This window comes from Alistipes sp. An54 (genome assembly GCF_002159375.1).
GTDB lineage: Bacteria > Bacteroidota > Bacteroidia > Bacteroidales > Rikenellaceae > Alistipes > Alistipes megaguti.
The window spans coordinates 171,977-195,457 of record NZ_NFIA01000004.1; the positions used below are offsets into that span (position 1 = coordinate 171,977).

At 60.3% G+C, this 23,481-nt stretch carries 15 protein-coding genes; 3 read left to right on the forward strand and 12 right to left on the reverse strand.

What is annotated here, in order from left to right:
- Positions 1–164: 164 nt before the first annotated feature.
- From B5G09_RS05720 to uxaC, 3 genes are all read right to left on the reverse strand, one after another.
- The gene (locus tag B5G09_RS05720) at positions 165–836 is read right to left on the reverse strand and encodes a bifunctional 4-hydroxy-2-oxoglutarate aldolase/2-dehydro-3-deoxy-phosphogluconate aldolase (RefSeq protein ID WP_087404406.1); all 672 of its coding nucleotides are present in this window, start codon (positions 834–836) and stop codon (positions 165–167) included.
- A 77-nt stretch (positions 837–913) separates the two neighbouring features.
- Entirely contained in the window at positions 914–1,933 is a 1,020-nt protein-coding gene (locus tag B5G09_RS05725; protein WP_087311462.1) for a sugar kinase, read from the reverse strand.
- A gap of 18 nt (positions 1,934–1,951) precedes the next feature.
- Positions 1,952–3,364 (reverse strand): glucuronate isomerase, encoded by a 1,413-nt coding sequence (uxaC, locus tag B5G09_RS05730; protein WP_087404407.1) that lies wholly within the window; start codon positions 3,362–3,364, stop codon positions 1,952–1,954.
- Positions 3,365–3,574: 210 nt separating this feature from the next.
- Between uxaC and B5G09_RS05735 the strand changes: the two genes are divergently transcribed.
- Positions 3,575–4,702 carry a DUF4861 family protein gene (locus B5G09_RS05735; protein ID WP_241147583.1) on the forward strand — a complete coding sequence of 376 codons (1,128 nt, stop codon included), beginning with the start codon at positions 3,575–3,577 and terminating at the stop codon, positions 4,700–4,702.
- Between the two features lie 440 nt (positions 4,703–5,142).
- On the forward strand, positions 5,143–6,189 hold the full coding sequence (locus B5G09_RS05740; RefSeq protein WP_087404408.1) for a sugar kinase: 1,047 nt from the start codon (positions 5,143–5,145) through the stop codon (positions 6,187–6,189).
- A gap of 438 nt (positions 6,190–6,627) precedes the next feature.
- Here the strand turns inward: B5G09_RS05740 and B5G09_RS05745 are convergent, their stop codons facing one another.
- Together B5G09_RS05745 and gyrA are read right to left on the reverse strand one after the other, a co-directional pair.
- On the reverse strand, positions 6,628–7,974 hold the full coding sequence (locus B5G09_RS05745; protein WP_087404409.1) for a tetratricopeptide repeat protein: 1,347 nt from the start codon (positions 7,972–7,974) through the stop codon (positions 6,628–6,630).
- A 61-nt stretch (positions 7,975–8,035) separates the two neighbouring features.
- Positions 8,036–10,672, reverse strand: coding sequence for a DNA gyrase subunit A (gene gyrA, locus B5G09_RS05750; RefSeq protein ID WP_087404410.1), 2,637 nt, complete (start codon positions 10,670–10,672; stop codon positions 8,036–8,038).
- Between the two features lie 609 nt (positions 10,673–11,281).
- On the opposite strand from gyrA, the gene B5G09_RS05755 reads away from it, so the two are divergent.
- Positions 11,282–11,980, forward strand: a complete 699-nt coding sequence (locus tag B5G09_RS05755) for a hypothetical protein (RefSeq protein WP_087404411.1) — start codon at positions 11,282–11,284, stop codon at positions 11,978–11,980.
- Between the two features lie 77 nt (positions 11,981–12,057).
- Here the strand turns inward: B5G09_RS05755 and B5G09_RS05760 are convergent, their stop codons facing one another.
- The 7 genes from B5G09_RS05760 to B5G09_RS05790 all read right to left on the reverse strand — a co-directional run bounded on the left by B5G09_RS05760 (position 12,058) and on the right by B5G09_RS05790 (position 23,357).
- Entirely contained in the window at positions 12,058–12,660 is a 603-nt protein-coding gene (locus tag B5G09_RS05760) for a hypothetical protein (RefSeq protein WP_241147584.1), read from the reverse strand.
- Between the two features lie 237 nt (positions 12,661–12,897).
- A complete protein-coding gene (locus B5G09_RS05765; RefSeq protein WP_087404412.1) occupies positions 12,898–16,107 on the reverse strand; it encodes a DNA translocase FtsK in 3,210 nt (1,069 codons plus the stop codon).
- A gap of 186 nt (positions 16,108–16,293) precedes the next feature.
- Positions 16,294–17,070, reverse strand: coding sequence for a glutamate racemase (murI, locus tag B5G09_RS05770; RefSeq protein WP_087404457.1), 777 nt, complete (start codon positions 17,068–17,070; stop codon positions 16,294–16,296).
- 93 nt (positions 17,071–17,163) lie between these two features.
- The gene (locus B5G09_RS05775) at positions 17,164–17,694 is read right to left on the reverse strand and encodes a shikimate kinase (RefSeq protein WP_087404413.1); all 531 of its coding nucleotides are present in this window, start codon (positions 17,692–17,694) and stop codon (positions 17,164–17,166) included.
- A 14-nt stretch (positions 17,695–17,708) separates the two neighbouring features.
- On the reverse strand, positions 17,709–20,732 hold the full coding sequence (locus B5G09_RS05780; protein WP_241147585.1) for a DNA gyrase/topoisomerase IV subunit A: 3,024 nt from the start codon (positions 20,730–20,732) through the stop codon (positions 17,709–17,711).
- 6 nt (positions 20,733–20,738) lie between these two features.
- The gene (locus B5G09_RS05785) at positions 20,739–22,625 is read right to left on the reverse strand and encodes a DNA topoisomerase IV subunit B (RefSeq protein WP_087404414.1); all 1,887 of its coding nucleotides are present in this window, start codon (positions 22,623–22,625) and stop codon (positions 20,739–20,741) included.
- Positions 22,626–22,628: 3 nt separating this feature from the next.
- A complete protein-coding gene (locus B5G09_RS05790; RefSeq protein WP_087311452.1) occupies positions 22,629–23,357 on the reverse strand; it encodes a lysophospholipid acyltransferase family protein in 729 nt (242 codons plus the stop codon).
- Positions 23,358–23,481: the final 124 nt, after the last annotated feature.

The window sequence follows — 23,481 nt, forward strand, 5'->3', positions numbered from 1 at the left end:
CAGGGCTTTCAGAGGTAGTTCGGCCCGGGCTCGGCGGCAGGTCAACACCCGCACCGCTCAAGCCACCCGCTCACGGACCCGACAGGGCTTTCAGAGGTAGTTCGGCCCGGGCTCGGCGGCAGGTCAACACCCGCACCGCTCAAGCCACCCGCCCCACCGGGGAATCAACCGCGCGTGGAGGCGATGACACCCAGGGCGAAGCGGCACTTCTCGGTGATGGCCTTCCAGTCCTTCGCGGCGATCACATCCTTGGGGAAGAGCTGCGAGCCCATGCCCACGCAGAAGACTCCGGCCTTGAACCAGGCCGTAAGGTTCTCCTCCGTCGGCTCGACGGCACCCGTAGCCATGATGTTCGACCACGGCAGCGGAGCCTTGACGTTCTTGACGAACGACGGGCCGCCGACGTTGCCTGCCGGGAAGACCTTCGTCAGATCGCAACCCAGCTCCTGGGCGATGCCGATCTCCGTTACCGAACCGCAGCCCGGCGTATAGGGCACCAGGTGACGGTTGCAGACCTTGGCCACCTCGGGGTTCAGGTAGGGACCCACGACGAAGTTGGCGCCGTACTGGATGTACATGGCAGCCGTCGGAGCATCGACGATCGTGCCGACACCCATCACCATTTCGGGGCACTCCCTGGCGGCGAACTTGATCACCTCGATGAAGACCTCCGAGGCGAAGTCGCCGCGGTTCGTGAACTCGAAGGCGCGCACACCACCCTCATAGCAGGCCTTGACGACCTGTTTGGCGATTTCGGCGTCCGCGTGGTAGAAGACGGGGACCATGCCGGTCTTGGCGATGGCCTCCATGACTTGCATTTTAGAAAAACGTGCCATTTTCAGAATCTGTTTTTATCGAAACGGGCGGAGGAGCGGATTTTGTCGACCCCCTCCCCGCACCCTGCATGGTTTCATTAACGCTGTACGCGACCGTTTGCGTTGCCGCCGGCCAGCGACTCGACCTCCTCAACCGAGACGAGGTTGAAGTCGCCGTTGATCGTGTGCTTGAGAGCCGAAGCGGCTACGGCGAACTCCAGCGCCTCGCCCTGCGTCGGCTTGGTCAGCAGGCCGTGGATGATGCCGCCCGAGAACGAGTCGCCGCCACCCACGCGGTCGATGATCGGGTTGATATCGTAGTGCTTCGACTCGTAGAACTCCTTGCCGTTGTAGATCATGGCCTTCCAGCCGTTGTGCGTGGCCGAGTAGGACTCGCGCAGCGTCGAAACGACATACTTGAAACCGAACGTCTCGGCCATCTGGCGGAAGATGCCCTTGTAGCCCTCGGCGTTGGTCTCACCGCCCTCGACATCGGCGTCGGGTTTGAAGCCCAGGCACAGCTCGGCGTCCTCCTCGTTGCCGATGCAAACGTCGACGTACTGCATCAGCGGCTTCATGATCGACTGGGCCTTCTCCTTGGTCCAGAGCTTCTTGCGGAAGTTCAGGTCAACCGATACCGTGACACCGTGACGCTTGGCGGCCTCGCAGGCCAGGCGCGTCAGCTCGGCAGCCTTGTCCGAGATGGCCGGCGTGATGCCCGACCAATGGAACCAGTCGGCACCCTCCATAATTGCATCGAAGTCGAAATCCTGAGGATCGGCCTCGGCGATGGCCGAGTGGGCGCGGTCGTAGATCACCTTCGAGGGGCGCATCGAGGCTCCGGTTTCGAGGTAGTAGATACCCACGCGATCGCCGCCGCGGGCAATATAGTCGGTCTTGACGCCATACTTGCGCAGGGCGTTGACGGCCGACTGACCGATTTCATGCTTCGGGAGTTTCGTCACGAAGTAGGCATCGTGGCCGTAGTTGGCGCACGATACGGCCACGTTGGCCTCGCCGCCGCCATAGACGACGTCGAACGAATCGGATTGTACGAAACGGGTGTTCCCGGGCGTCGAGAGACGCAGCATGATTTCACCTAAAGTTACGATTTTCATTGTCTTTCCCTATATTGGTTAGAATTTGAAGAAGTTTTTCGCATTGCGGTAGCAGATGCCCTCGACGATCTCGCGACCGATGAAGTCGATCTCCGAGGCGGGGAGCAGACCCTGCTCGATATCGTTGCCCAGCAGGTTGCACAGCGTGCGGCGGAAATACTCGTGGCGCGGATAGGAGAGGAACGAACGCGAGTCGGTCAGCATGCCGACGAAGCGGCTCAGCAGTCCCAGCGTCGAGAGGGCGTTCATCTGCTTCTCCATGCCGTCCTTCTGGTCGAGGAACCACCACCCCGATCCGAACTGGATCTTCCCGGCGCCGTAGCGGCCGTCCTGGAAGTTGCCGAGCATCGTGGCGACCAATTCGTTGTCGCGCGGATTGAGGTTGTAGATGATCGTGCGGGTCAGCTTGTCGCGGCTGTCGAGCATGTCGAAGAACTTCGACATGGACTTGGCCACCGTGAAGTCGCCGATCGAGTCGAAGCCCGTATCGGGGCCCAGCCGGGCGAACATGCGCGAGTTGTTGTTACGGATGGCGCCGTAGTGGAACTGCTGTGTCCAGCCCGTCTCGTGGTCCATGACGGCGAACTCGACCAGCATGGCGGTCTTGTACTTGCGGATCTCCGCGGGCGTCAGCTCCTGACCGCCGTACACCTTATTAAAGATGGCATCGATCTCCGGCTGGGTATAATCCTCGGCGTAGAACTCCTCGATGCCGTGATCCGACAGACGGCAGCCCACCGACTCGAAGAACTTGTGCCGCACGCGCAGGGCGTCGATCACATCGGCGAACTTCGAGATCGAGACCCCCGAGACGTCGGAGAGCTTCTCGATGTAGGCCCGGAAACCGGCCGGCGACTCGACGGCCATCGCCTTGTCGGGGCGCCACGTCGGGAGCATCCGCACGGCGAAGCCCTCGTCGCGCACCTTGATATGGTTTTCGAGCGAGTCGACCGGATCGTCCGTCGTGCAGACCACCTCGACGTTGTAGCGCTGCATCAGGCCGCGGGCATAGTACTCGGGCTGCTGCAGGAGGGCCGTACAGTGGTCGTAGATCTCGCGGGCGGTCGAGGGGTTGAGCAGCTTCGTGACCCCGAAGGCGGTCTTCAGCTCGAGATGCGTCCAGTGGTAGAGCGGGTTGCGCATCGTGTAGGGGACCGTTTCGGCCCACTTTTCGAACTTCTCCCAGTCCGTAGTGTCCTTGCCCGTGCAGTAGCGCTCCTCGACACCGTTCGTACGCATGGCGCGCCACTTGTAGTGGTCGCCCTCGAGCCAGATCTTCGAAAGGTTCTCGAAGCGGTGGTTCGAAGCCACGTATTCGGGGCTCAGATGGCAGTGGTAGTCGATGATGGGCTGCTTGGCTGCGTGTTCGTGATAAAGCCGCTGCGCCGTCTCGGTCTGCAACAGGAAATTCTCGTCGTTGAACTGTTTCATCGTTTTATGCTATATTCCGTTTAAAAGTCCATGGAATGGAACGAAGCTCCAGAAAATCGTCCCTTTTCACCATGTAAAATTAGCAACTTTCCGTCAGACACAATACGAAAAATCACCAAATTAAATAGAATATTTGCCATTTTGGTTGACCAAAGTACGGAAAAATTGTAAATTTGCCAAACCTAACATCGAAAAAACTTCAGTAAACGTATGATGAGAAACTCGATCTTCGGAGCGGCTGCCCTGCTGGCCGCCTCCTGTACTCCGGCACTGAACGTCGAAGTGACGAACAACACCCAACTCGAACGCGATGACGAAACCGTCGAAATCGCCTGGTCGGAGGTCGCCGTCCTCAAGGGCGTGACGCCCGAAAACGTCGTCGTGCTGGACGACGAACGGGAGCAGATCCCCTCGCAGGTACTCTACCGCGGTGAGGCCGAACCGCAGGCGCTGATCTTCCAGACCGACGCCGACGCCATGCAGACCAAACGCTTCCGCATCACCACCGGAACGCGTGAGGCCTATCCGACCGAAGCCTACGGCCGTCAGGTTCCCGAGCGCTACGACGACTACGCCTGGGAGAACAACAAGGTGGCCTACCGCCTCTACGGCCCGGCCCTGGAGACCTCGCCCGAAAAGCTCGTCACGCCGGGTATCGACGTCTGGGTGAAGTGCACCGACAAACTGGTCATCGACGAGTGGTATGCCAAGGGTGACTACCACCACAACTACGGCGACGGCATGGACTGCTACAAGGTGGGCGTGACGCTCGGCTCGGGGGCTTCGGTACCCTTCGTCGACGGCAAGTTCTGGTTCATGGACCACAACTACGCCACGGCCCGTACGCTGGACAACGGTCCGATCCGCACGACCGTCGAGCTGACCTATGCCCCGTTCGACGTCAACGGCACGCAGGTATCGCTCGTGAAGACCATCTCGCTCGACGCCAACCAGCGCTTCAACCGCATGGACAACCTCTACGAGGGTGAGTTCACCGAGATGCCCGTCGCCGCCGGATTCGTGCGCCACGACGTGAAGCAGCTGACCAACAGCGACGACTGGATGGGCATGTGCGAAGCGGCTTCGGATTCGAAGGATCCCGTGCGCGACGGCGACATCTACCTGGGAGTGATCCTGCCGGGCGGCGAGATGATGCCCGACACGCTGGGTCATGCCGTAGCGGTCAAGAATGTGAAATCGGGCCAGACGCTGACCTACTATGCCGGTTCGGGCTGGAGCCAGGGCGGTGTCGACGACATGAACGAGTGGATCGAGGAGATCACCGCAGCCAACGCTGCCGCCACGCAGCCCCTGCAGGTAACCATCGTCAAGAAATAGGGCTCCGCTGCGGAGTCCATCCGAACATCCCCGGGCAGACAATTGTCCGGGGTTTGTTTTGCCGCTACCCGCCCCGGCCGACACCACGACGACCTCTCCGTCACGGCATATCCTGCACCCCCTCTCTCTCACCTTCCCGACAGACACGCCACGACGACCTCTCCGTCCCGGGATGTTCCGCAGCCGACCTCTCTCACACCCTCCCCGACCAAAAAGTTTCCGTCAAAAGTTCCCCCGGCCAAACAATCTGTTCGCTTTTTCCGTATCTTTGTCGAAACCGAGATGACCCCACGGAGCAATCGACAGGCCCGCCCCCGGCAACCGTCGCCCGGCATCCGATTCCTCCGGCGACCGGCTGCAGCGAGATATTCCCCGGCCGCCAGCCGGTCCGAAGACTCCGAACTCCTCCCGGCCCAGGTATCGACTCAAGAACAACCAACATGGATAACAAGAAAATCGTCACTTTCGGAGAGATCATGCTGCGGCTCACGCCGCCCGACAACCTGCGCTTCAACCAGACGAAGCTCTTCCGCGCCAGCTACGGCGGCAGCGAAGCCAACGTGGCCGTCTCGCTGGCCAACTACGGTCTGCGGAGCGAATTCGTCACCTGCGTGCCGGCCAACCGCATTGCCGACGCCTGTCTGGACGATCTGCGCAGTTACGGGGTGGAGACCTCCCACGTACTGCGCCGCGGACAGCGGCTGGGCCTCTACTACATGGAGGAGGCTGCGGCGATGCGCTCGTCGCAGGTGGTCTACGACCGGGCCGGCTCGTCGTTCGACGCGCTGCAGCCGGGGCAGATCGACTGGGCGTCGCTCTTTGCCGATGCCGCCTGGTTCCACTGGTCGGGGATCTCGGCCGCCGTGAGCGCCTCGACGGCCGAGGTGTGCGCCGAGGCCATCGCCGCAGCCCGTCGGGCGGGGCTCGTCGTCTCGTGCGACCTGAACTACCGCAAGAACCTCTGGCAGTACGGCAAGACGGTACAGGAGGTGCTGCCGCCGCTGATGGCGCAGTGCGACTTCCTCTTCGGCACGGACGACGAATACGAAAAGATCCTCGGCATCCGGCTTCCGAAATTCGAGGCCCGCGACTCGGCCTACCAACCCGATACCAAGGGTTACGAAGCGGCTTCGCAGCAGGTGGCCGAACGTTTCCCGCTGTGCCGGGGCATTGTCTTCGGACTGCGCAACGTCCTGAGTGCCAACCACCACCTGATCTCCGGAACGCTCTACACCGGAGGCCGGCTCTTCACGTCGCGCGTCTATGACATCGACTGCGTGGTGGACTGCGTTGGCGTGGGCGACGCCTTTGTCGGCGGGCTGATCTACGGACTGGCCGAACACGCCGGGGACATGCAGTTTGCGCTGGACTTCGGCACGGCGGCCTGCGCCATCAAGAATACGGTTCCGGGCGACTACAGCCAGTTCACGGTCGAGGAGACGGCCCAACTGGCCCGCGGTCCGGTCAACGGCCGCATCGCCCGATAGAGGCCGCGAATACCACGGAAACACCGCGGAGAGACCGCAAACACCGCTGAGAGACCGCGGAACACGGCGGAGAGACCGCAAACACCGCTGAGAGACCGCGAAACACCGCTGAGAGACCGCGAAACACGGCGGAGAGACCGCGGAACACGGCGGAGAGACCGCAAGCACCGCGGAGAGACCGCAAACACAGCGGAGAGACCGCAAACACAGCGGAGAGACCGGAGCACAGAGTATATAACCGATGTTCCGGCAATGTGCACAACCGACCGCTTCACACACTCTCACACACCACACACCACACAAAAAGCCCGGCTCCTTACGGAGTCGGGCTTTTCTTTTTCCGGGATTGAGATCCGCGGGAGGTCCTGGCGAACAGGCCCCGGAACCCATCTGCAGTCCCGGGATCTATCCCCCCTCCTGTGCCCCCCGGGCGGGAGACTATTCGATACCCTTGGCCTGCTTGTAGAGGGCGTTGTAGGTATTGTACTTGTCCATCACACCGGGTTCGTCGCGCAGACGGAAGCAGAGCGACTTGAGGAACTCCAGCGTATCCATGTCCTCGGGTTTGATCTCGTGAGCCTTCTCGAACCAGGGCAGAGCGGCCATGTAGACCTCGTTTACGGTCTTCAGATCGGCGTCGTAGGCAGCCTGGCTGCTGTACTGCTTCTCATTCATCTCCTTGTTGAGTTCGTCGCCCTTGATCGTGTAGAAGACACCCAGGTAGTAGTTACCCTCGAAGAGATCGGGCTTCAGCTCAACGACCTTCTCGAACGATTCGATGCTCTTGTCGTAGTCCTTCAGAGCGTAGAAGATACGGCCTCGGCCGAACCACAGGTCGACATTGGTCGGGTTGTCGGCAATGGCCTTGTCGATCAGTGCCACCAGGTCGGCGGGATCGCCCACACCCTCTTCCGAGGTGTAGAGCTGCATCAGGCCGTCGAGGATCCGCTCATTCTTCGGGAACTTCTCGATACCGGTCAGCAGAGCCTGCTTGGCCTTCATGATATTCTCCTTGTCGGCCTCGCGCTGACCGTAGTAGCAGTGGAAGAGGTAATAGTAGATGTTACCCTCCTCATCGGCATAATTCTTCTCGATGGCCTCCTGGAGATATTTGCCGCCACGGACGAACGATTGGGGATTGTTCGAACCGTCGACCGTCAGCAGATAGCCGGCATAGTAGAGCAGTGCGGGGTCGGCCTCGCCGTAGGCGGGATTCGACTGAGCCTCGTAAGCCGTAGCATAGGCGTTGGCGGCGCCCACATAATCCCCGGCATCAAGACCGGCATTGCCGACCTGCGAGCAGAAGTCGCTGATCTGCTTCAGACCCTCCTTGACCTTGCCGGCACTCTTGGGGTCGAGTTCATAAGCCTTGTTGTAGGCTTCGATGGCCTTTTCGGGGGCATCCTTGATCACCCAACGGGTCTGCTTCCACGTAGCGACCTTGTTATCCTTGATGTAGGCCGTGAACCAGGGATAGACCCATGCGGTATACTCCACACCGTTGAGCGTCTCCTGAGCGGTCGACTTGGGGTCTCCGACCGTCAGTTTGAGCATCGTAGCCTCCATGTTGACGAAGAGGTTCTTCGTCGGCTCGGCGGCCACCTCATAGAAAGCCTTACCGCGGTTGATCCACGTTGCGGCCTTTACTGCCTTCTTCTCGTTGGCGATGTCGGCATCGCTCTTTTCGATCTTGGCGAGAAGCGCTTCCTTGTTTACCTTCTGGGCCTCGACGGCGGGAATCGCTACGAGCAGCGCCGCAAAAGCCGTCAAAATCGTCTTTTTCATACGAATTGGTTATTATTAAAAGTTCGGTTGTTACTCTCTTTTTCAATCAGCGTTCCTGTCATCAGTTTTCCGACTCGGGAGTCTGCGTGCCATCGGTCGGGGCATCGGTCTCCGGAGCCGGGGCATCGGTCTCCGGAGCCGGGGCATCGGTTGCGGAGGTGGCTCCGGCCTCGGCCGTTGCGGTCGCCTCGCTGCCTTCAGCTCCCTCGGACTGAGGATTCTCCTCCTCACTGGCAGCCGGTACGGCCATCACCGAAGCGATGGCATCGCCCTCGCGCAGGTTGATGATGCGCACACCCTGCGTGGCGCGGCCTGCCAGACGGATCTGCGACACGGCCGTACGGATCGTCAGACCCGAGCGGTTGATGATCATCAGATCGTTGTCGTCCGTGACGGCCTGGATCGAGATCAGCTTGCCGGTCTTCTCCGTGATGTTGATCGTCTTGACGCCCTTTCCGCCGCGGTTGGTGATGCGGTACTCGTCCAGATCGGTGCGCTTGCCGTAACCGTTCTCGCTCAGCACCAGCACATCCTGCTTCGAGTCGGGTTCGATGCAGATCATGCCCACGACCTCGTCGCCCTCGTCGAGCGAGATGCCGCGCACTCCGGCGCCGACACGTCCGATCGGGCGCACCGTATTCTCGTTGAAACGAATGGCCTTGCCGTCGCGGGCGGCGATCATCACCTCGGCATGACCGCTGGTCAACTTGGCCTCGATGAGCTGGTCACCTTCCCGGATAACGATGGCGTTGACGCCGTTCTGACGCGGCCGCGAGTAGGCTTCGAGCTTCGTCTTCTTGATCGTACCGTCCTTCGTGCACATGATGATGTAGTTGCTGTTGACATACTCCTCATCATTCAGGCGCTTGACGTTGATATAGGCGCGGACCTTGTCGTTGGGTTCGATCTGGATGATATTCTGAATGGCGCGGCCCTTCGACGAACGGGTTCCCTCGGGAATCTCGTAGACCTTCAGCCAGTAGCAGCGGCCCTTCTCCGTGAAGAAGAGCATCGTGTTGTGCATCGAGGCCACGTAGATGTGCTCGATGAAGTCCTCGTCACGCGTGGCGCTGCCCTTGGCCCCCACGCCGCCGCGGTTCTGCGTGCGGTATTCGGCCAGCGGCGTACGCTTGATGTAGCCCATGTGCGAGATGGTGATCACCATGTCGTCGTCGGCGTAGAAATCCTCGGGGTTGAACTCCTCCGACGCATAGACGATCTCCGTGCGGCGCTCGTCGCCGTACTTCTCCTTGATCTCGATCAGCTCGTCCTTGACGATCTGCATCTGCATCTCGACGCTGGCGAGCACCTCCGTCAGATGGGCGATCAGCGCCTGCAGTTCGTCGCGCTCGGCGACCAGCTTGCCGCGCTCCAGACCGGTCAGGGCCCGCAGACGCATCTCGATGATGGCCGAAGCCTGCAGGTCCGAAAGTTCGAAACGCTCCATCATGGTCTGCTTGGCGGCATCGGGGGTCTGCGACGAACGGATGATATGAACGATCTCGTCGATGTTGTCCTGGGCGATCAGCAGACCCAGCACGATGTGCAGACGCTCCTCGGCCTTGCGCTTGTCGAAGCGCGTGCGGCGTACGACCACGTCGTGACGGTGGTCGATGAAGCAGCGGATCAGGTCGCGCATCGACAGCAGCTGCGGGCGGCCGTTTACCAGCGCGATGTTGTTCACGGCGAACGACGTCTGCAGCGGCGTATTCTTGAAGAGCGTATTGAGCACCACGCTGGCCACGGCATCGTGTTTCAGAATGATGATGATACGCAGACCGTTTCGGTCCGATTCGTCGTTGATGTAGGAGATGCCTTCGATCTTCTTTTCGTTGATCATGTCGGCGATCTTCTTGATCATCTCGGCCTTGTTGACCATGTAGGGGATCTCCGTGACGACGATGCATTCACGGCCGCTGGGCGTATGTTCGATTTCGGTCTTGGCGCGCATCATCACGCGGCCGCGGCCCGTGAGCATGGCCTCCTTGACCCCTTCGTAGCCGTAGATGATACCGCCCGTGGGGAAATCGGGGCCCTTGACGTAGTGCAGCAGCTCCTCGCCCGAGATCTCGGGATTGTCGACATAGGCACAGCAGGCGTCGACCACCTCCGAGAGGTTGTGCGGAGCCATGTTGGTGGCCATACCGACGGCGATACCGCTGGCACCGTTGACGATCAGCAGTGGAATACGGGTCGGAAGGACCGTCGGTTCGGGGATCGTATCGTCGAAGTTGAGCGTCCAGTCGACGGTCTCCTTGTCGATATCGGCCATCACCTCGTCGGTGATCTTCTTCATGCGGGCCTCGGTGTAACGCATGGCGGCCGGGGAGTCGCCGTCCATCGAGCCAAAGTTACCCTGTCCGTCGACCAGCGGGTAACGCATCGACCAGTCCTGAGCCAGGCGGACCATGGCGTCGTAGACCGACGAGTCGCCGTGGGGGTGGAACTTACCGAGCACGTCGCCGACGATACGGGCCGACTTACGGGTGGGTTTGTCGGAGTAGAGGTTGAGCTCCGCGCTCATATCGTAGAGGATGCGTCGGTGAACGGGTTTCAGGCCGTCCCTCACGTCGGGCAGGGCGCGCGACACGATGACCGACATCGAGTAGTCGATGTAGGCCGACTTCATCTGCTCTTCGATATTGATGGGGATGATCCGTCCCACCAAACCGGCATTCTTTTCTTCTTCTGTAAGCATCTATCTCTTCTGTATAACCGGATTTCCATGCGGGTCGTCAGTGCGGCCCGCCAAATAACGAACAAAAATAGTAATTTCTTGCGATCCGGGCAACTTTGGGCGCAGAAAAACGCACGCGCGTGGGATATTTTTTCAGGGGACATACCGTTTTTTGGCCCTTTTCGGGCGATTTGAGGCCCAAAAAATTTTCACCCGACAGAGGGTCGGACAAAACGGTCCGGGAGGATGGTCCGATTCGCACAAACCATCGGCCTTTCATCCAACCAACGACTTAAACCCCGGAGGCAGTTTGCAGAAAGAACGGTAGTTTTTGCCGGAAAAAAGAAGGTTGTCACGTTTTTTTTGTATCTTTGTCGTAGGGCCATACCTGACCCGGACATACTGAAAGAAGCGTTATGCTCATCTTGTAACTTGAAAACGTAGGAAATTTTCAATTAGATGCAAGGATGACATGGCTGCTCTCACGCTATGGCGTGGGCTGCTGTTGCTACATCTGCATCTATGGGTTTCCTACGACCTTCAAGTTTAGACGTGGCATTTGCGGCACCACGCTTCTTGTTTACAAATGACCGCCGGAGGAGCCGCCAGCGGGACAAAACGACAACACCCATGAAGAAACTTTTATGCGTAGCCATTGCTTTCGTCTGCACTACGGCCTTGCAAGCGCAAGAAACGGAAAAAGACGTTACAGAATTTCTCGGTATCCCGGTCGACGGATACAAGCCCGCCATGATTGAAAAACTGAAAGCCAAAGGGTTCACATCCACCACATGGGACAAAGATGTTTTGGAAGGCGAGTTCAATGGAACCGATGTCCGTGTATATGTTGTAACGAACAACAATAAAGTCTATAGAATCATGTTGGCAGATAAAAACACCTGTGGTGAAACAGATATCAGAATCCGATTTAATTTGCTTTGTCGGCAATTCGAAAACAATCCGAGATATACACCCATGACCGATAAGGAACAAACAATTCCCGACGACGAAGATATTTCCTATGAAATAACAGTCAACGAAAAACGCTACGAGGCCGGTTTTTACCAAATTTCCCAATTGGACACCGTAGCCATATACAATGAATCGAAAAAATCGCTGCTGTCCAAATATACACAAGAACAGCTGGACAATCCGACAGAAAAAATATCAGCCGAAATCCGAATAAAGTATATTACTAATAAATTGATGTATGATCTTGCAACTTATAATAAATTCGTTTGGTTTAAGATTTCAGAATATGCCAGGAAATATTACATTTGCATGTATTACGATAACAAGTACAATGAAGCCAACGGAGAGGATCTCTAACGCTCTATCAACAACAGACGACGTGCCGCCATATTTTTAACGAACCGACTGACGATCCGCTCCGCCATCCGACAAGATTAACGGAAGTCGATGAACTCGTACCCCTCGAAGCGGCTCCGCTCGAAGCGGGCAAGCGGTCCCGCCAGCGGCGCGACACGCCGCACCACAACCCGGATGCGTTCGCCGTCATAGTCGTAATCGAGCTGCTCGGGACGCATCGTGGCGGTCGAGACCGTCACGGTGACCGTTCCGGCCGAGGCGCCGCTGCCCTCCACCGGAGTCAGCCGGACCACGGCCTTGCCTCCCGTTTCGGAGAGGAGTTCGGCGCGGTAATCGTCGCCCAGAAAATCGAACGCCCGCACGGGGTTGTTCAGGATGTTGCGGCTCGTGGAGTCGACTCCGGCAATCGTCACCTCACGCCGGTCGTTGTCGACCTCGTAGCGAACCTTTTCGTCGCCGTAGACCTCGGCATCGCCCAGCGAGAGGGCATACCCTGTCCCCTGCACGGCATAACTGCCTGCGGCACGGTAGTCGCCCGCCTCGATCACAAAGTCGACCTCATACCCCTTCATGGCACGGAATCCGGCCGCCAACCCTTCGAGAATCTCGGCGGCGCGTCCGGCCGCCGACACCGTCCCGACACCGGCAGCCATGGCCAGCAACAACAACCAGCGTTTCATATTTTACACGTTTGATTTATCCTTTAAACGATTTCCGCCCGGGTTTGATTGCCTGACTCCCCGCTTTTTCGGACTTATCCTTTTGAACCCCGCCATCCCGGCATACCCGATACTCCCGGCACTCACGGTTCCACCGCCGCACACTCCCGCTCCACTGCACACGGTTCCACCGCCGCACGCAACTCCACGCCAGACCCAGTTCCACCACCAGAGGCTCCCGGCCCCGGCTGCCGACCCTTACGAGACGCCCAGATCCTGCAGTTTGGCTTCGAGCGAAGGCAGGTCGTAGAAGAGAATATCGCGGGGTTTGGCCCCCTGCTGACGGCCGACGATACCGGCTCGCTCGAGCTGCATCATGATACGGCCCGCGCGATTGAATCCCACCTCGTAGTTGCGCTGAATCATCGACGTGGAGATCTGGCCGCTCGAGACGGCATCACGGGCAATCTCGGCAAAGAGCGAATCGTACTTCACCGGAGCCGACGACTCTTCGCTGCCCATCTGGCCGCCGCCGTCGCTGTCGGGCGTATAGTCGGGCAGCGCATAGGCCTCCGTATAACCCTGCTGTTTCGAGATGTAGTCGACGATGCGCTCGACCTCCTTGGTTTCGACCAGCGCACACTGGATACGGGTCAATTCGCCATCCTTCGAGATGAGCATGTCGCCGCGGCCGATCAGCTGGTCGGCACCCGGACGGTCGATGATCGTCCGCGAGTCGATCATCTGCATCACACGGAAGGCGATACGGGCCGGGAAGTTGGCCTTGATCTTACCCGTGATGACGTCGACCGACGGACGCTGCGTGGCGATGATCAGATGAATACCGATGGCACGGGCCTTCTGGGCCAGACGTGTCACGGGCGTTTCGACCTCCTTGGCGGTCATGATCAGGTCAGCGAACTCATCGATCACCACCACGATATAGGGCATGTAGCGGTGGCCGTGCATCGGGTTCAGCCGCCGGGCCACGAACTTGGCGTTGTATTCGGCGATGTTGCGCACCTCGGCCTTCTTGCAGAGTTCCAGACGCATGTCCATCTCCGAGCAGAGGGCGTTCAACGTGTAGACGGCCTTCTTGGGGTCGGTGACGATGGCCTCGTCCTCGGACTGCATCTTGGCCAGGAAGTGGCGTTCGATCTTGGCGTAGAGCGAGAATTCGACCATCTTGGGGTCGATCATCACGAACTTCAGCTGCGCGGGGTGCTTGCGGTAGAGCAGCGAGGTGATGATGGCGTTCAGCCCCACGGACTTGCCCTGGCCCGTGGCACCGGCCACCAGCAGGTGGGGCATCTTCGTCAGGTCGAAGACGTAGTTTTCGTTCTGGATCGTGCGGCCGATGACCACCGGCAGTTCGGCCTTCGACTCCTGGAAGCGCAGCGAACGGATGGCCGAATACATCGAAACGATCTGCTTGTGGCGGTTCGGGACCTCGATACCGATCGTACCGCGACCCGGGATCGGGGCGATGATGCGAATGCCCGATTCGGCCTTCAGACTCTGGGCGATATCGTTCTGCAACCCCTGGATCTTCGAGATCTTGACCCCCTGGGCCTGGACGATCTCATAGAGCGTGACCGTGGGGCCGACCGTCGCCTTGATACGCTGGATCGGGATGCCGAAATACTTGAGCGTCTCCTCGATGCGGGTCTTGTTTTCGTAGATCTCCTCGTCGGAGACCCCTTCATCCGAAATGTAGTCCTCCAGCAGCGTCACGGGCGGCTTGTGGTAGTTCATGAGATCTTTCAGCGGATCGTAGCTCTCCGTAGGGATCGACTTTTCGTCGACGAGTTTGGCCTCGCGGGACTCCACCGTCACCACAACCCCCTCCTTGGCGCCTTCCGCCGCCGAGACTCCAGCCGCGGCCGTCACTCCACCGGCCACCCGCGCATCGGATGCCGGCAGACCGGTCTCCGTCCCGGTCCGAACCGCCTCCTCCGGCGCCACGTCCGTCGCCGCGGCGGGCATGCGCTCCGACAGGGGAGTCTGTACCGCTTCGCCCGACGTTCCGGGATGCTGCTCCGGGGCCGACCCGGCAGCCGGCTCGATCGTCCGCTCGACGAACGGTTCGTCGGATGCCGCCTTCGTTTCGGGGCCCTCCTCCCCGACCGTAATCTCGATAAACGGATCGTCGCCCGCACCGCCTGCACCGACCGAGGCCGTACGCCGCGGCTGCGGACGCTCCAACTCGATCAATCCGCCGCGACCCATCACCACACGGCCCTCGGGACGGGAGAGATCCACCTCCGTAAACTCGTCATCCTCGTCCGTCATGACGGCAGGCTCGATCGGGCGTCCGTCGGGAGTCAGCTCCACAAAGGGGCTCTCCTCCTCACCGGATTGCCGCTGCACCCCGCTTCGCGGAGTCGGCACGGGCTGTTCCGTCGCTCCAGGCCGGGGCTGCACATACGACGTCCGCGCCGATTCCGACTGCGCCCCGAAGGCTCCGGAATCCCGCACGTCGCGCGTGCCTTCGGCCCGTGCATCGTTCTGCAACGCCGAGGCCCCTCCCATACGCTCCGCCACGGCTTCGCGTCCGGTCGCAACGCCCCGTCCGGTTTCGCGGTCCACGGTCCGGTCGTTCTCCATCGCGGCTGCACGCCCGGTCTGAGCCTCGCGTCCGGACTCGGTTCTCCGGGTCTCCCCGCGACGCGTCTCCGGGCCTCGCCCCGCGGCTGCCGCAGCAGGAACCGCCGATTCCGACGCCTCACCCGGCACATCCCCGGACTCTTCGTCGAACGCCGTATCGGCCTCCGCCGCATGGGCATGTACGACCTTGCTGCGGACCGTATCGACGATCTTTTCACTCTGGCCGACGAGGACGTTCCCGGCCCGGTTGACCTTGTTGATGAAATTGCGGTTGATGAAGACCCCGGTGAGAATCCAGCCGCCGATCAGGACAATCAGCGTTCCGAGCGAGCCGATGGCGCCGGGCAGCACTCCGATGGCAGCCGTCTGGCCGACCGCATGACGGCTGGCCAGCAGATTGCCGAATGCGCCGCCCCACCCGGTGCTCGAGCAGAGGCTCCAGCGGGCATCGAAGAGATAGCCCAGCGAGAGCGATCCGAGAATCATGATGAAGCAGAGCGAGAGGATCGACTGGTTGATCCGCAGGGGTTTCTGACGGATGATCCGCACCCCCAGGAGAATCAGCATCACGGGAATCAGGATACCGAAGACGCCGAACGAATTGTCCACCAGCAAACGTCCGAGCCGGGCGCCGAGAGGGCCGCAGGGATTTTCGACCTCCGCACCGACCCATTCGCGCTCCTCGGTCGACTTCTGGAGCACGCTCTGATCGTCGGCCCAGCTGAAAAAGGAGAAAAAGACCGCCGCCGCGACAAAGATGCCCACGCACAGCAACAACAGACCCGCAATCCAGCGGGCGCTGTCGCGATTCGAGCGCTGAACGTTCTGCCGAGCGTTGGAAGAGGTATTTCGGGATGCCATTGCCGTTGAATTCTTACACCTGAAAGATCGAGCGAAGTTACGAATTTTTTCCGAGATTCCGGGCCTCGCGCGGGTGAAAAGGGACAAAAAGGGACAAAAAAGAGCGGAAGCCGATCTTCGGGCCGCAGGCTGAAAAGGCCAAACGCGGCCCGGCGGCTTCAGACGCCCCGTTCCAATACGCCCGAACTACAAGGATTCCAGTGCCTTGCGTTCGAGACGCCGGCGATAGGCCTCGTCGGCGAACGTACGGAACTCAAACGTCGGACGATGCATCCGCGAAGCCCTCAGACCGTTTTCGTCAAGCAGCTGCTCAACCCGCCGCGCCACGGCCGGCGATGGATCGACGATCGTCACCCCGTGCCCGGCGACCACCCGCTTCAACACGGGCAGCAGGAAGGGATAGTGCGTACATCCGAGCACAATCTGGTCGGCGCCCCGCTCCAGCATCGGCTCCACGGCGGCCCGTACGCAGGTCTCGGCCTCGGGCGTCGATTCCCGGTCCGACTCGACCAGTTCGACAAAGCCGCGCCCCGGAACCGTCAGCACCTCAATGCCTTCGCCATACCGGGCCGCCGTATGGCGGAACAGCTCGCCGTCGAGACTCCGCTCCGTGGCCAGCACACCCACCACCCGGCTGCGCGTGGCCAGACAGGCGGGTTTCACCGCAGGCTCCATGCCGACAATCGGCACTCCGGCATACTTCGCCCGCAGAGAGTCGATCGCCGCGGCCGTCGCCGTATTGCAGGCCACCACCACCAGTTTGCACCCTTCATCGTGCACGAGCCGTCCGACCGCCTCGTCAGCCAGCACGCGGATCTCCTCTCCGGGACGCGAACCGTAGGGACAATTCTTGCCGTCGCCCAGATAGACCAGCGATTCGGCAGGCAGCAACCGCCGGATCTCGAGCCAGACAGTCAGCCCACCCAGCCCCGAATCATAAACACCTATGGGAGAATCGTTCACTTTGTTTCGTTGTTTGCTCTTGCCCGGATGCCACGTCGAGTTCCGCGCCTCCGGCCCCGTGCTTCCCGTTACGTCTCCGGCCCGGAGCACCCGTCATTTTTCCGGTTCCGCCCCGTCGCCGAGGATACGGGCCACAATCTCATCGTCCGACAAGCGGTCGCACTCGATCACCAGCGTCGCCCGTCCGTAGAAGGGGTCGCGTTCGGCCATGTCCCGCGTCATGAAGGCTACGAGCTCCTCATCATTGAGCCCCTGCAGCCGCGGACGTTTGCGCCGTCCGTAGGGGCTCAGCCGCCCGGCGATATTCTCTGCCGAACGCCGCAGATAGATCGTCCGCCCGGCAGCATTCATGCGCTCCATGTTGTCGCGCCACACCGGAAGACCGCCGCCCGTGGAGACAACGGCCGATTCATTCCCGACAATGGCCTCTTCGAGCACCGCACGCTCCACCTCGCGGAAATGCGCCTCGCCCTCGTAACGGAAGAGATCCGAAACCGAAGCCCCTTCACGGGCCTCGATCAGCGTATCCGTATCGAGAAACGGGACCCCCAGGCGCCGGGCCAGCCGACGCCCCAGGGTGCTCTTGCCGCAACCCATGTACCCAACCAGAAACAGCAGTCCCATCGTTCGTTTTTTTGTCAGAAAAGATTCAACTGTTCGGGGTCGATCATCTGGTCGGCATCGCCCTTGGGCCGTTCGATCTCAAACTCCACCCCGCCGGCATTCGAGCCCGAAGGCGGAAGCCCCGCATCCGACAGCGTCGGCACCGGTTTTTCCCCACCGGAGGCTCCGTCGGAGGATTTTCCGGACTTTGGATCAGCCGTTTGAACGTCGTTATCTGAAGTATCCGTCAAGTGATCGCCGTCAATCGCCTCATCGTCCGAATGTTCCGGCTCGGGAGCCAGCTCCGTTTCGATCATCCGCAGTGTATCCACCTCGTAAGTGGTCAACCGCTTGCCCTTGGCGCGATGGCTCTTCACGCCGACAAATTCGTCGACATCGATCAGATCGGCCGGCCGCGAGGCGTGCGCCCCCTTGTAGGTGATCTCCAGCTTGGCCCCCGCCCGCTCGGTCACACAGACAAAGCGGTCCTCCGGATCGAGGAACTCCTGCATCTTGTCCGACAACTCGGCCGTGAAACGTTTCAGATAGTAGTATTGCTGCTCCTGATCGTAGTAGCAGAGGCTGTAGACCCGGTGGGCCGAATAGCGGCCCACATAGGTCGTATCGTCGGGGAAGTGCTGTCCGAGGTCGTAGCCCGTAATGTAATACTGGTTCTTGGCCGTCCAGACGATCAGTTTGTCGTCGCCCTTGAACTCGCCCAGCAGGCGGCCCCGGCCGTCGGCATTCAACCTCCGCACATCCTCGTCGTACCAGATATCCTGACCGCCCAGCGTCGAGGTACCCCGCTCCTTGAGGACGATCTTGTGGATGCCGTAACGCGAGAAGAGGTTGCCCTGGCTCTGGCGGCCCTTGATCGCAAGCGTCGAGAAATCCAGGTCGACAATCACCTTCTTCAGACGCGGACGCGGCTTGAAGTAAACCTTCAGCACCTCGGCCTCACCATTCGGATTGACAGACATATAGAGAATCTCACTCTTCGGCGTTCCCTTCGTGATGTTGTACTCCTTGTCGCGCGTGATGCCCTTGATGGCGCAGCGCTTCATCATGATCGGTCCGTTCTTGCCGTCGCGGTAAAGGACGTTGTAGATCGTCCGCTCGTCGTTGCGCTTGAAGATGCCGATGTAGTAGATCCCCTTGTCGAAGAAGGCCTTCTCGCTCACCTTCGTGATGATGTAGCGTCCGTCCTTCGTGAAGACGATCACGTCGTCGATATCCGAGCAGTCGCACACGAACTCCGCATCCTTCATCGTCTTGCCGATGCCGAAGAAGCCCTCCGCCCGGTCGACGTAAAGTTTGGCGTTCGTCACGGCCACCTTCGTCGCCTCGATCGAGTCGAATTCGCGCAGCTCCGTGCGCCGTTCGCGCCCCTTGCCGTACTTGTCGCGGATCCGCTCGTACCACGCCACCGCATAGTCGGTCAGATGGTCGAGGTTGTATTGCGTCGTCTTGATATCCTCCTCGATCTGGCGGATCTCGTTGTCGGCCTTCTCCGAATCGTAGCGCGAAATGCGGATAAATTTCAGTTCCGTCAGGCGCTGCACGTCTTCAAGCGTCACTTCACGTCGCAGCTGTTTCTTGAAGGGTTCCAGCCCCTTATCCACGGCCGCATAAGCCTCTTCGCGAGTCTTGCACCCCTCGATCAGCTGGTAGAGCCTGTTCTCGATGAAGATCCGCTCGAGCGACGCCGCATGCCACGCCTCGTTCAGTTCGCCGAGGCGGATCTGAAGCTCCTGTCCCAGCAGCGCGCGCGTATGGTCGGCCGAGCGGCGAAGGATCTCCGACACGCCCAGAAAGTGCGGTTTGTCGTCCCAGATGACGCAGGCGTTCGGCGCAATCGAGACCTCGCAGTCCGTAAAGGCGTAGAGGGCGTCGATCGTCTTGTCCGACGACTCGTCCGGCGCCACCTGGATGATGATCTCCACCTTGTCGGCCGTATTGTCGTCCACCTTGCGGATCTTGATCTTCCCCTTGTCGTTGGCCTTGATGATCGACTCCTTGATCGACTCGGTGGTCGTCGTGTAGGGGATTTCGGTGATGGCCAGCGTCCGCTTGTCGATCTTCGAGATCTTCGCTCGCACCTTCACCGTACCGCCCCGCAGACCGTCGTTATAGCGGCTGACGTCGGCCATGCCGCCGGTCGGAAAGTCCGGGTAGAGCTGGAACTCTCGACCCTGAAGATGGGCGATCGCAGCGTTGATCAGTTCGTTGAAATTGTGCGGCAGGATCTTCGACGCCAGACCCACGGCAATACCGTCCGAACCCTGCGCCAGCAGCAGCGGGAACTTCACCGGAAGCGTCACCGGCTCCTCCTTGCGGCCGTCGTACGAGAGCATCCACTCCGTGGTCTTCTTGTTGAAGACCACATCCAGCGCGAATTTCGACAGCCGCGCCTCGATGTATCGGCCCGCGGCCGCCTCGTCGCCCGTGAGGATGTTGCCCCAGTTACCCTGGCAGTCGATCAACAGGTCCTTCTGTCCCAGCTGCACCAGCGCATCCTTGATCGAGGCGTCGCCGTGCGGGTGGTACTGCATGGTCTGGCCCACGAGGTTGGCCACCTTGTTGTAACGGCCGTCGTCGACCACCTTCATGGCGTGAAGAATGCGTCGCTGAACGGGTTTCAGGCCATCCTCGACGTGTGGTACGGCACGCTCCAGAATCACGTACGAGGCGTAATCCAGAAACCAGTTCTTGTACATGCCCGTCAGTTTGCGCACGTCACCCTCGTCGTGTGTCAGGCGGTCGAACTTTCCCGAGCGCCGCACTCCGCCGCCCGACGCTCCGTTCGCGGCGGAATCTCCGGCAGTCGTTGCGCCTTCGGCCCCCTCGGCCCCTTCAGCCTCCTCTGCCCCTTCAGTCGCCTCTGCCCCTTCAGCCCCCTCGGCGTCTTCAACCCCCTCGGCCTCTTCAACCCCCTCTGCCCCTTCAGCCCCCTCGGCCTCCTCGTCTGCACCGTAGTCCGATTCGGGCGTCGAGGCATCCTCGTCGAAGGCCTCCTCCGGAAGCAGCGTCTCGTCGTCTCTATGTTTGTCTCTTGCCATAATTCGTCAGTTGATTTTCAGATCCTGCTCCACGAGGTCCTCCTCGATACGCAGATTGTCGATGATGAAGCCCTGCCGCTCGTAGGTGTTCTTGCCCATGTAGAACTCCAGCAGGTCGTGGATCGGGTCGTCCTTCGTGATGCGCACCATGTCCAGGCGCATGTTCTCGCCGATGAACTCCCGGAACTCGTCGGGCGAAATCTCGCCAAGACCTTTGAAGCGCGTGATCTCGGCACTCGCACCCAGTTTCGCAATCGCACGCAGCCGCTCCTCCTCCGAATAGCAGTAGATCGTCTCCTTCTTGTTGCGCACGCGGAACAGCGGCGTCTGCAGCACGAAGAGGTGCCCCTGACGGATCACGTCGGGGAAGAACTGCAGGAAGAAGGTCATCATCAGCAGCCGGATGTGCATGCCGTCGACATCGGCATCCGTCGCGATCACCACCTTGTTGTAGCGCAGATTGTCCATGTCCTCCTCGATATTCAGCGCCGCCTGCAGCAGGTTGAACTCCTCGTTCTCGTAGACCACCTTCTTCGTCAGCCCGAAGCAGTTGAGCGGCTTGCCGCGCAGCGAGAAGACCGCCTGCGTACGCACGTCGCGGCTCTTGGTGATCGAACCCGACGCCGAATTGCCCTCCGTGATGAAGATCATCGACTGCTCGGCCAGTTCGTTCTTGTCCGTGCGGTGGATCTTGCAGTCGCGCAGCTTGCGGTTGTTGAGCGACACTTTCTTGGCCGTTTCGCGCGCCTTCTTCTGTACGCCCGAGATCGCCTTGCGCTCCTTCTCATTCTCGACGATCTTCCGCTGCAGGATCTGAGCCGTCTCGGGGTGTTTGTGCAGGTAATCGTCGAGGTGTTTGCCCAAAAACTCCATCACGAAGTTGCGGATCGTCGGGCCCGACTTCGACATCTCCTTCGAACCGAGTTTCGTCTTGGTCTGCGACTCGAAGATCGGGCTCGAAACCCGGATCGAAATGGCCCCGATGAACGACGTGCGGATGTCCGACTGGTCGTAGTCCTTGTGGTAGAACTCGCGGACGGTCTTGGCAAAGGCCTCGCGGAAGGCCGCCTGGTGCGTGCCGCCCTGCGTCGTGTACTGTCCGTTAACGAACGAGTAGCAGCTCTCGCCGTAGCCCGTGCCGTGGGTGATGGCCACCTCGATGTCCTCGCCCGAAAGGTGAATCGGCGGATAGAGCGGCTCCTCGGACATGTTCTCGTTCAGCAGGTCGAGCAGTCCGTTCTTCGAGGCGTACGACTTGCCGTTCAGGCGGATCGTCAGCCCCCGGTTCAGGTACGTATAGTTGCGCACCAGCTGCTCGACATACTCCAGATTGTAGCTGTAGGGGCCGAAGACCTCCTCGTCGACCCGGAAACGGATCTCCGTGCCGTTCTTCTCCGTGAGGCCGCTCTCCCAGCGGTCGCTCTGTTCGAGGCCCTTCTCGAAATAGACCGTATGGGCCTCGCCGTCGCGCACAGACCGCGCCCAGAACTGGCTCGAAAGGTAGTTCACCGCCTTGACGCCCACTCCGTTCAGACCCACGGTCTTCTTGAAAGCCGCACCCTCCTCGTCATCGTCGTACTTGCCGCCCGTATTCATCACGCTCACCGCCGCCGAGAGCGACTTGAGCGGAATGCCGCGCCCGTAGTCGCGCACCGTCACCAGACCGTCCGCAACCGTGATGTCGATCTGGTGGCCGAAACCGTTCATGTACTCGTCGATCGAGTTGTCGGTCACCTCCTTGATCAACACGTAGATACCGTCGTCGGGCTGCGTGCCGTCGCCCAGCTTGCCGATATACATGCCCGGACGCAGCCGCACGTGCTCACGCGGGGTGAGCGTCCGGATCGCGTCGTCGCCGTAGTTGTTCTGATTCGTATTGAGTAAATCTGCCATAGTCTATCGTTTTTGCCGGATCTCGGCCAGCGCCGCGCACATCGAGTCGTGGACCTCCTCCATCAGTTCGTGCGGGTCCGTCGCCGCCACGCGCTCCGCCGGAATCGGCGGCAGAACCCGGATCGTGATCCGGTTGCCCCAGTTGAAGAGCAGATTCCGGCGGACCAGCGTCCGCGTGCCGTCCATCACCACCGGCAGGATATCGACCCCGGCCTCACGCGCCAGCGTGAAGGCCCCCGGCTTGAAACGGTGGATCTCCCCGTCCTTCGAGCGCGTACCCTCGGGGAAGATCGCAATCGACGCCCCGCGCGAGATCCACTCCTTGCCCTGGTGGATCATCTGCTCCAGCGCCGCGGTCGCACGTCCCCGGTTGATGCAGATGTCGCCGTGAAGCACGAGGTACTGCCCGAAGAAGGGAACCTTGAAGACCTCACGCTTCGATACCCACCGGAAATTGAGCGGCAGGTAGTACAGCGTCGGAATGTCGATCACCGTGTTGTGGTTGATGACGATCACGTACTGCTTCCGCCGGTCGATCAGCTCACGACCCTCGACCCGCTGGCGCCAGCGCAACGGGATGAAGAAAAAGATCCGCACCAGAATGCGCGACAGTTCGTGGACCACCCGACGACCCCGGTCGAACGGGTAGCAAACGACCAGCGCTACGGCCGACAGAATCATGAACACGGTGCACAGCAACACCAGAAATACGTAGTACAATGCGCTCAACATAAGGCTCTTGATTTCCGTTCGGGAGGGCCGCAGAAAAGCGTCCGCAACCCTATCAATCTGCAAATTTAGTGATTATTTCCCGGCTTTCCTACCCTACCGCCGATCGTTTTTTCAACATTTTTTC

Bases quoted from the DNA above. Each gene is read 5' to 3' on its own strand.
- B5G09_RS05720 (WP_087404406.1), bottom strand. From the start codon at position 836: ATGGCACGTTTTTCTAAAATGCAAGTCATGGAGGCCATCGCCAAGACC.
- B5G09_RS05725 (WP_087311462.1), bottom strand. From the start codon at position 1,933: ATGAAAATCGTAACTTTAGGTGAAATCATGCTGCGTCTCTCGACGCCC.
- uxaC (WP_087404407.1), bottom strand. From the start codon at position 3,364: ATGAAACAGTTCAACGACGAGAATTTCCTGTTGCAGACCGAGACGGCG.
- B5G09_RS05735 (WP_241147583.1), top strand. From the start codon at position 3,575: ATGATGAGAAACTCGATCTTCGGAGCGGCTGCCCTGCTGGCCGCCTCC.
- B5G09_RS05740 (WP_087404408.1), top strand. From the start codon at position 5,143: ATGGATAACAAGAAAATCGTCACTTTCGGAGAGATCATGCTGCGGCTC.
- B5G09_RS05745 (WP_087404409.1), bottom strand. From the start codon at position 7,974: ATGAAAAAGACGATTTTGACGGCTTTTGCGGCGCTGCTCGTAGCGATT.
- gyrA (WP_087404410.1), bottom strand. From the start codon at position 10,672: ATGCTTACAGAAGAAGAAAAGAATGCCGGTTTGGTGGGACGGATCATC.
- B5G09_RS05755 (WP_087404411.1), top strand. From the start codon at position 11,282: ATGAAGAAACTTTTATGCGTAGCCATTGCTTTCGTCTGCACTACGGCC.
- B5G09_RS05760 (WP_241147584.1), bottom strand. From the start codon at position 12,660: ATGAAACGCTGGTTGTTGTTGCTGGCCATGGCTGCCGGTGTCGGGACG.
- B5G09_RS05765 (WP_087404412.1), bottom strand. From the start codon at position 16,107: ATGGCATCCCGAAATACCTCTTCCAACGCTCGGCAGAACGTTCAGCGC.
- B5G09_RS05775 (WP_087404413.1), bottom strand. From the start codon at position 17,694: ATGGGACTGCTGTTTCTGGTTGGGTACATGGGTTGCGGCAAGAGCACC.
- B5G09_RS05780 (WP_241147585.1), bottom strand. From the start codon at position 20,732: ATGGCAAGAGACAAACATAGAGACGACGAGACGCTGCTTCCGGAGGAG.
- B5G09_RS05785 (WP_087404414.1), bottom strand. From the start codon at position 22,625: ATGGCAGATTTACTCAATACGAATCAGAACAACTACGGCGACGACGCG.
- B5G09_RS05790 (WP_087311452.1), bottom strand. From the start codon at position 23,357: ATGTTGAGCGCATTGTACTACGTATTTCTGGTGTTGCTGTGCACCGTG.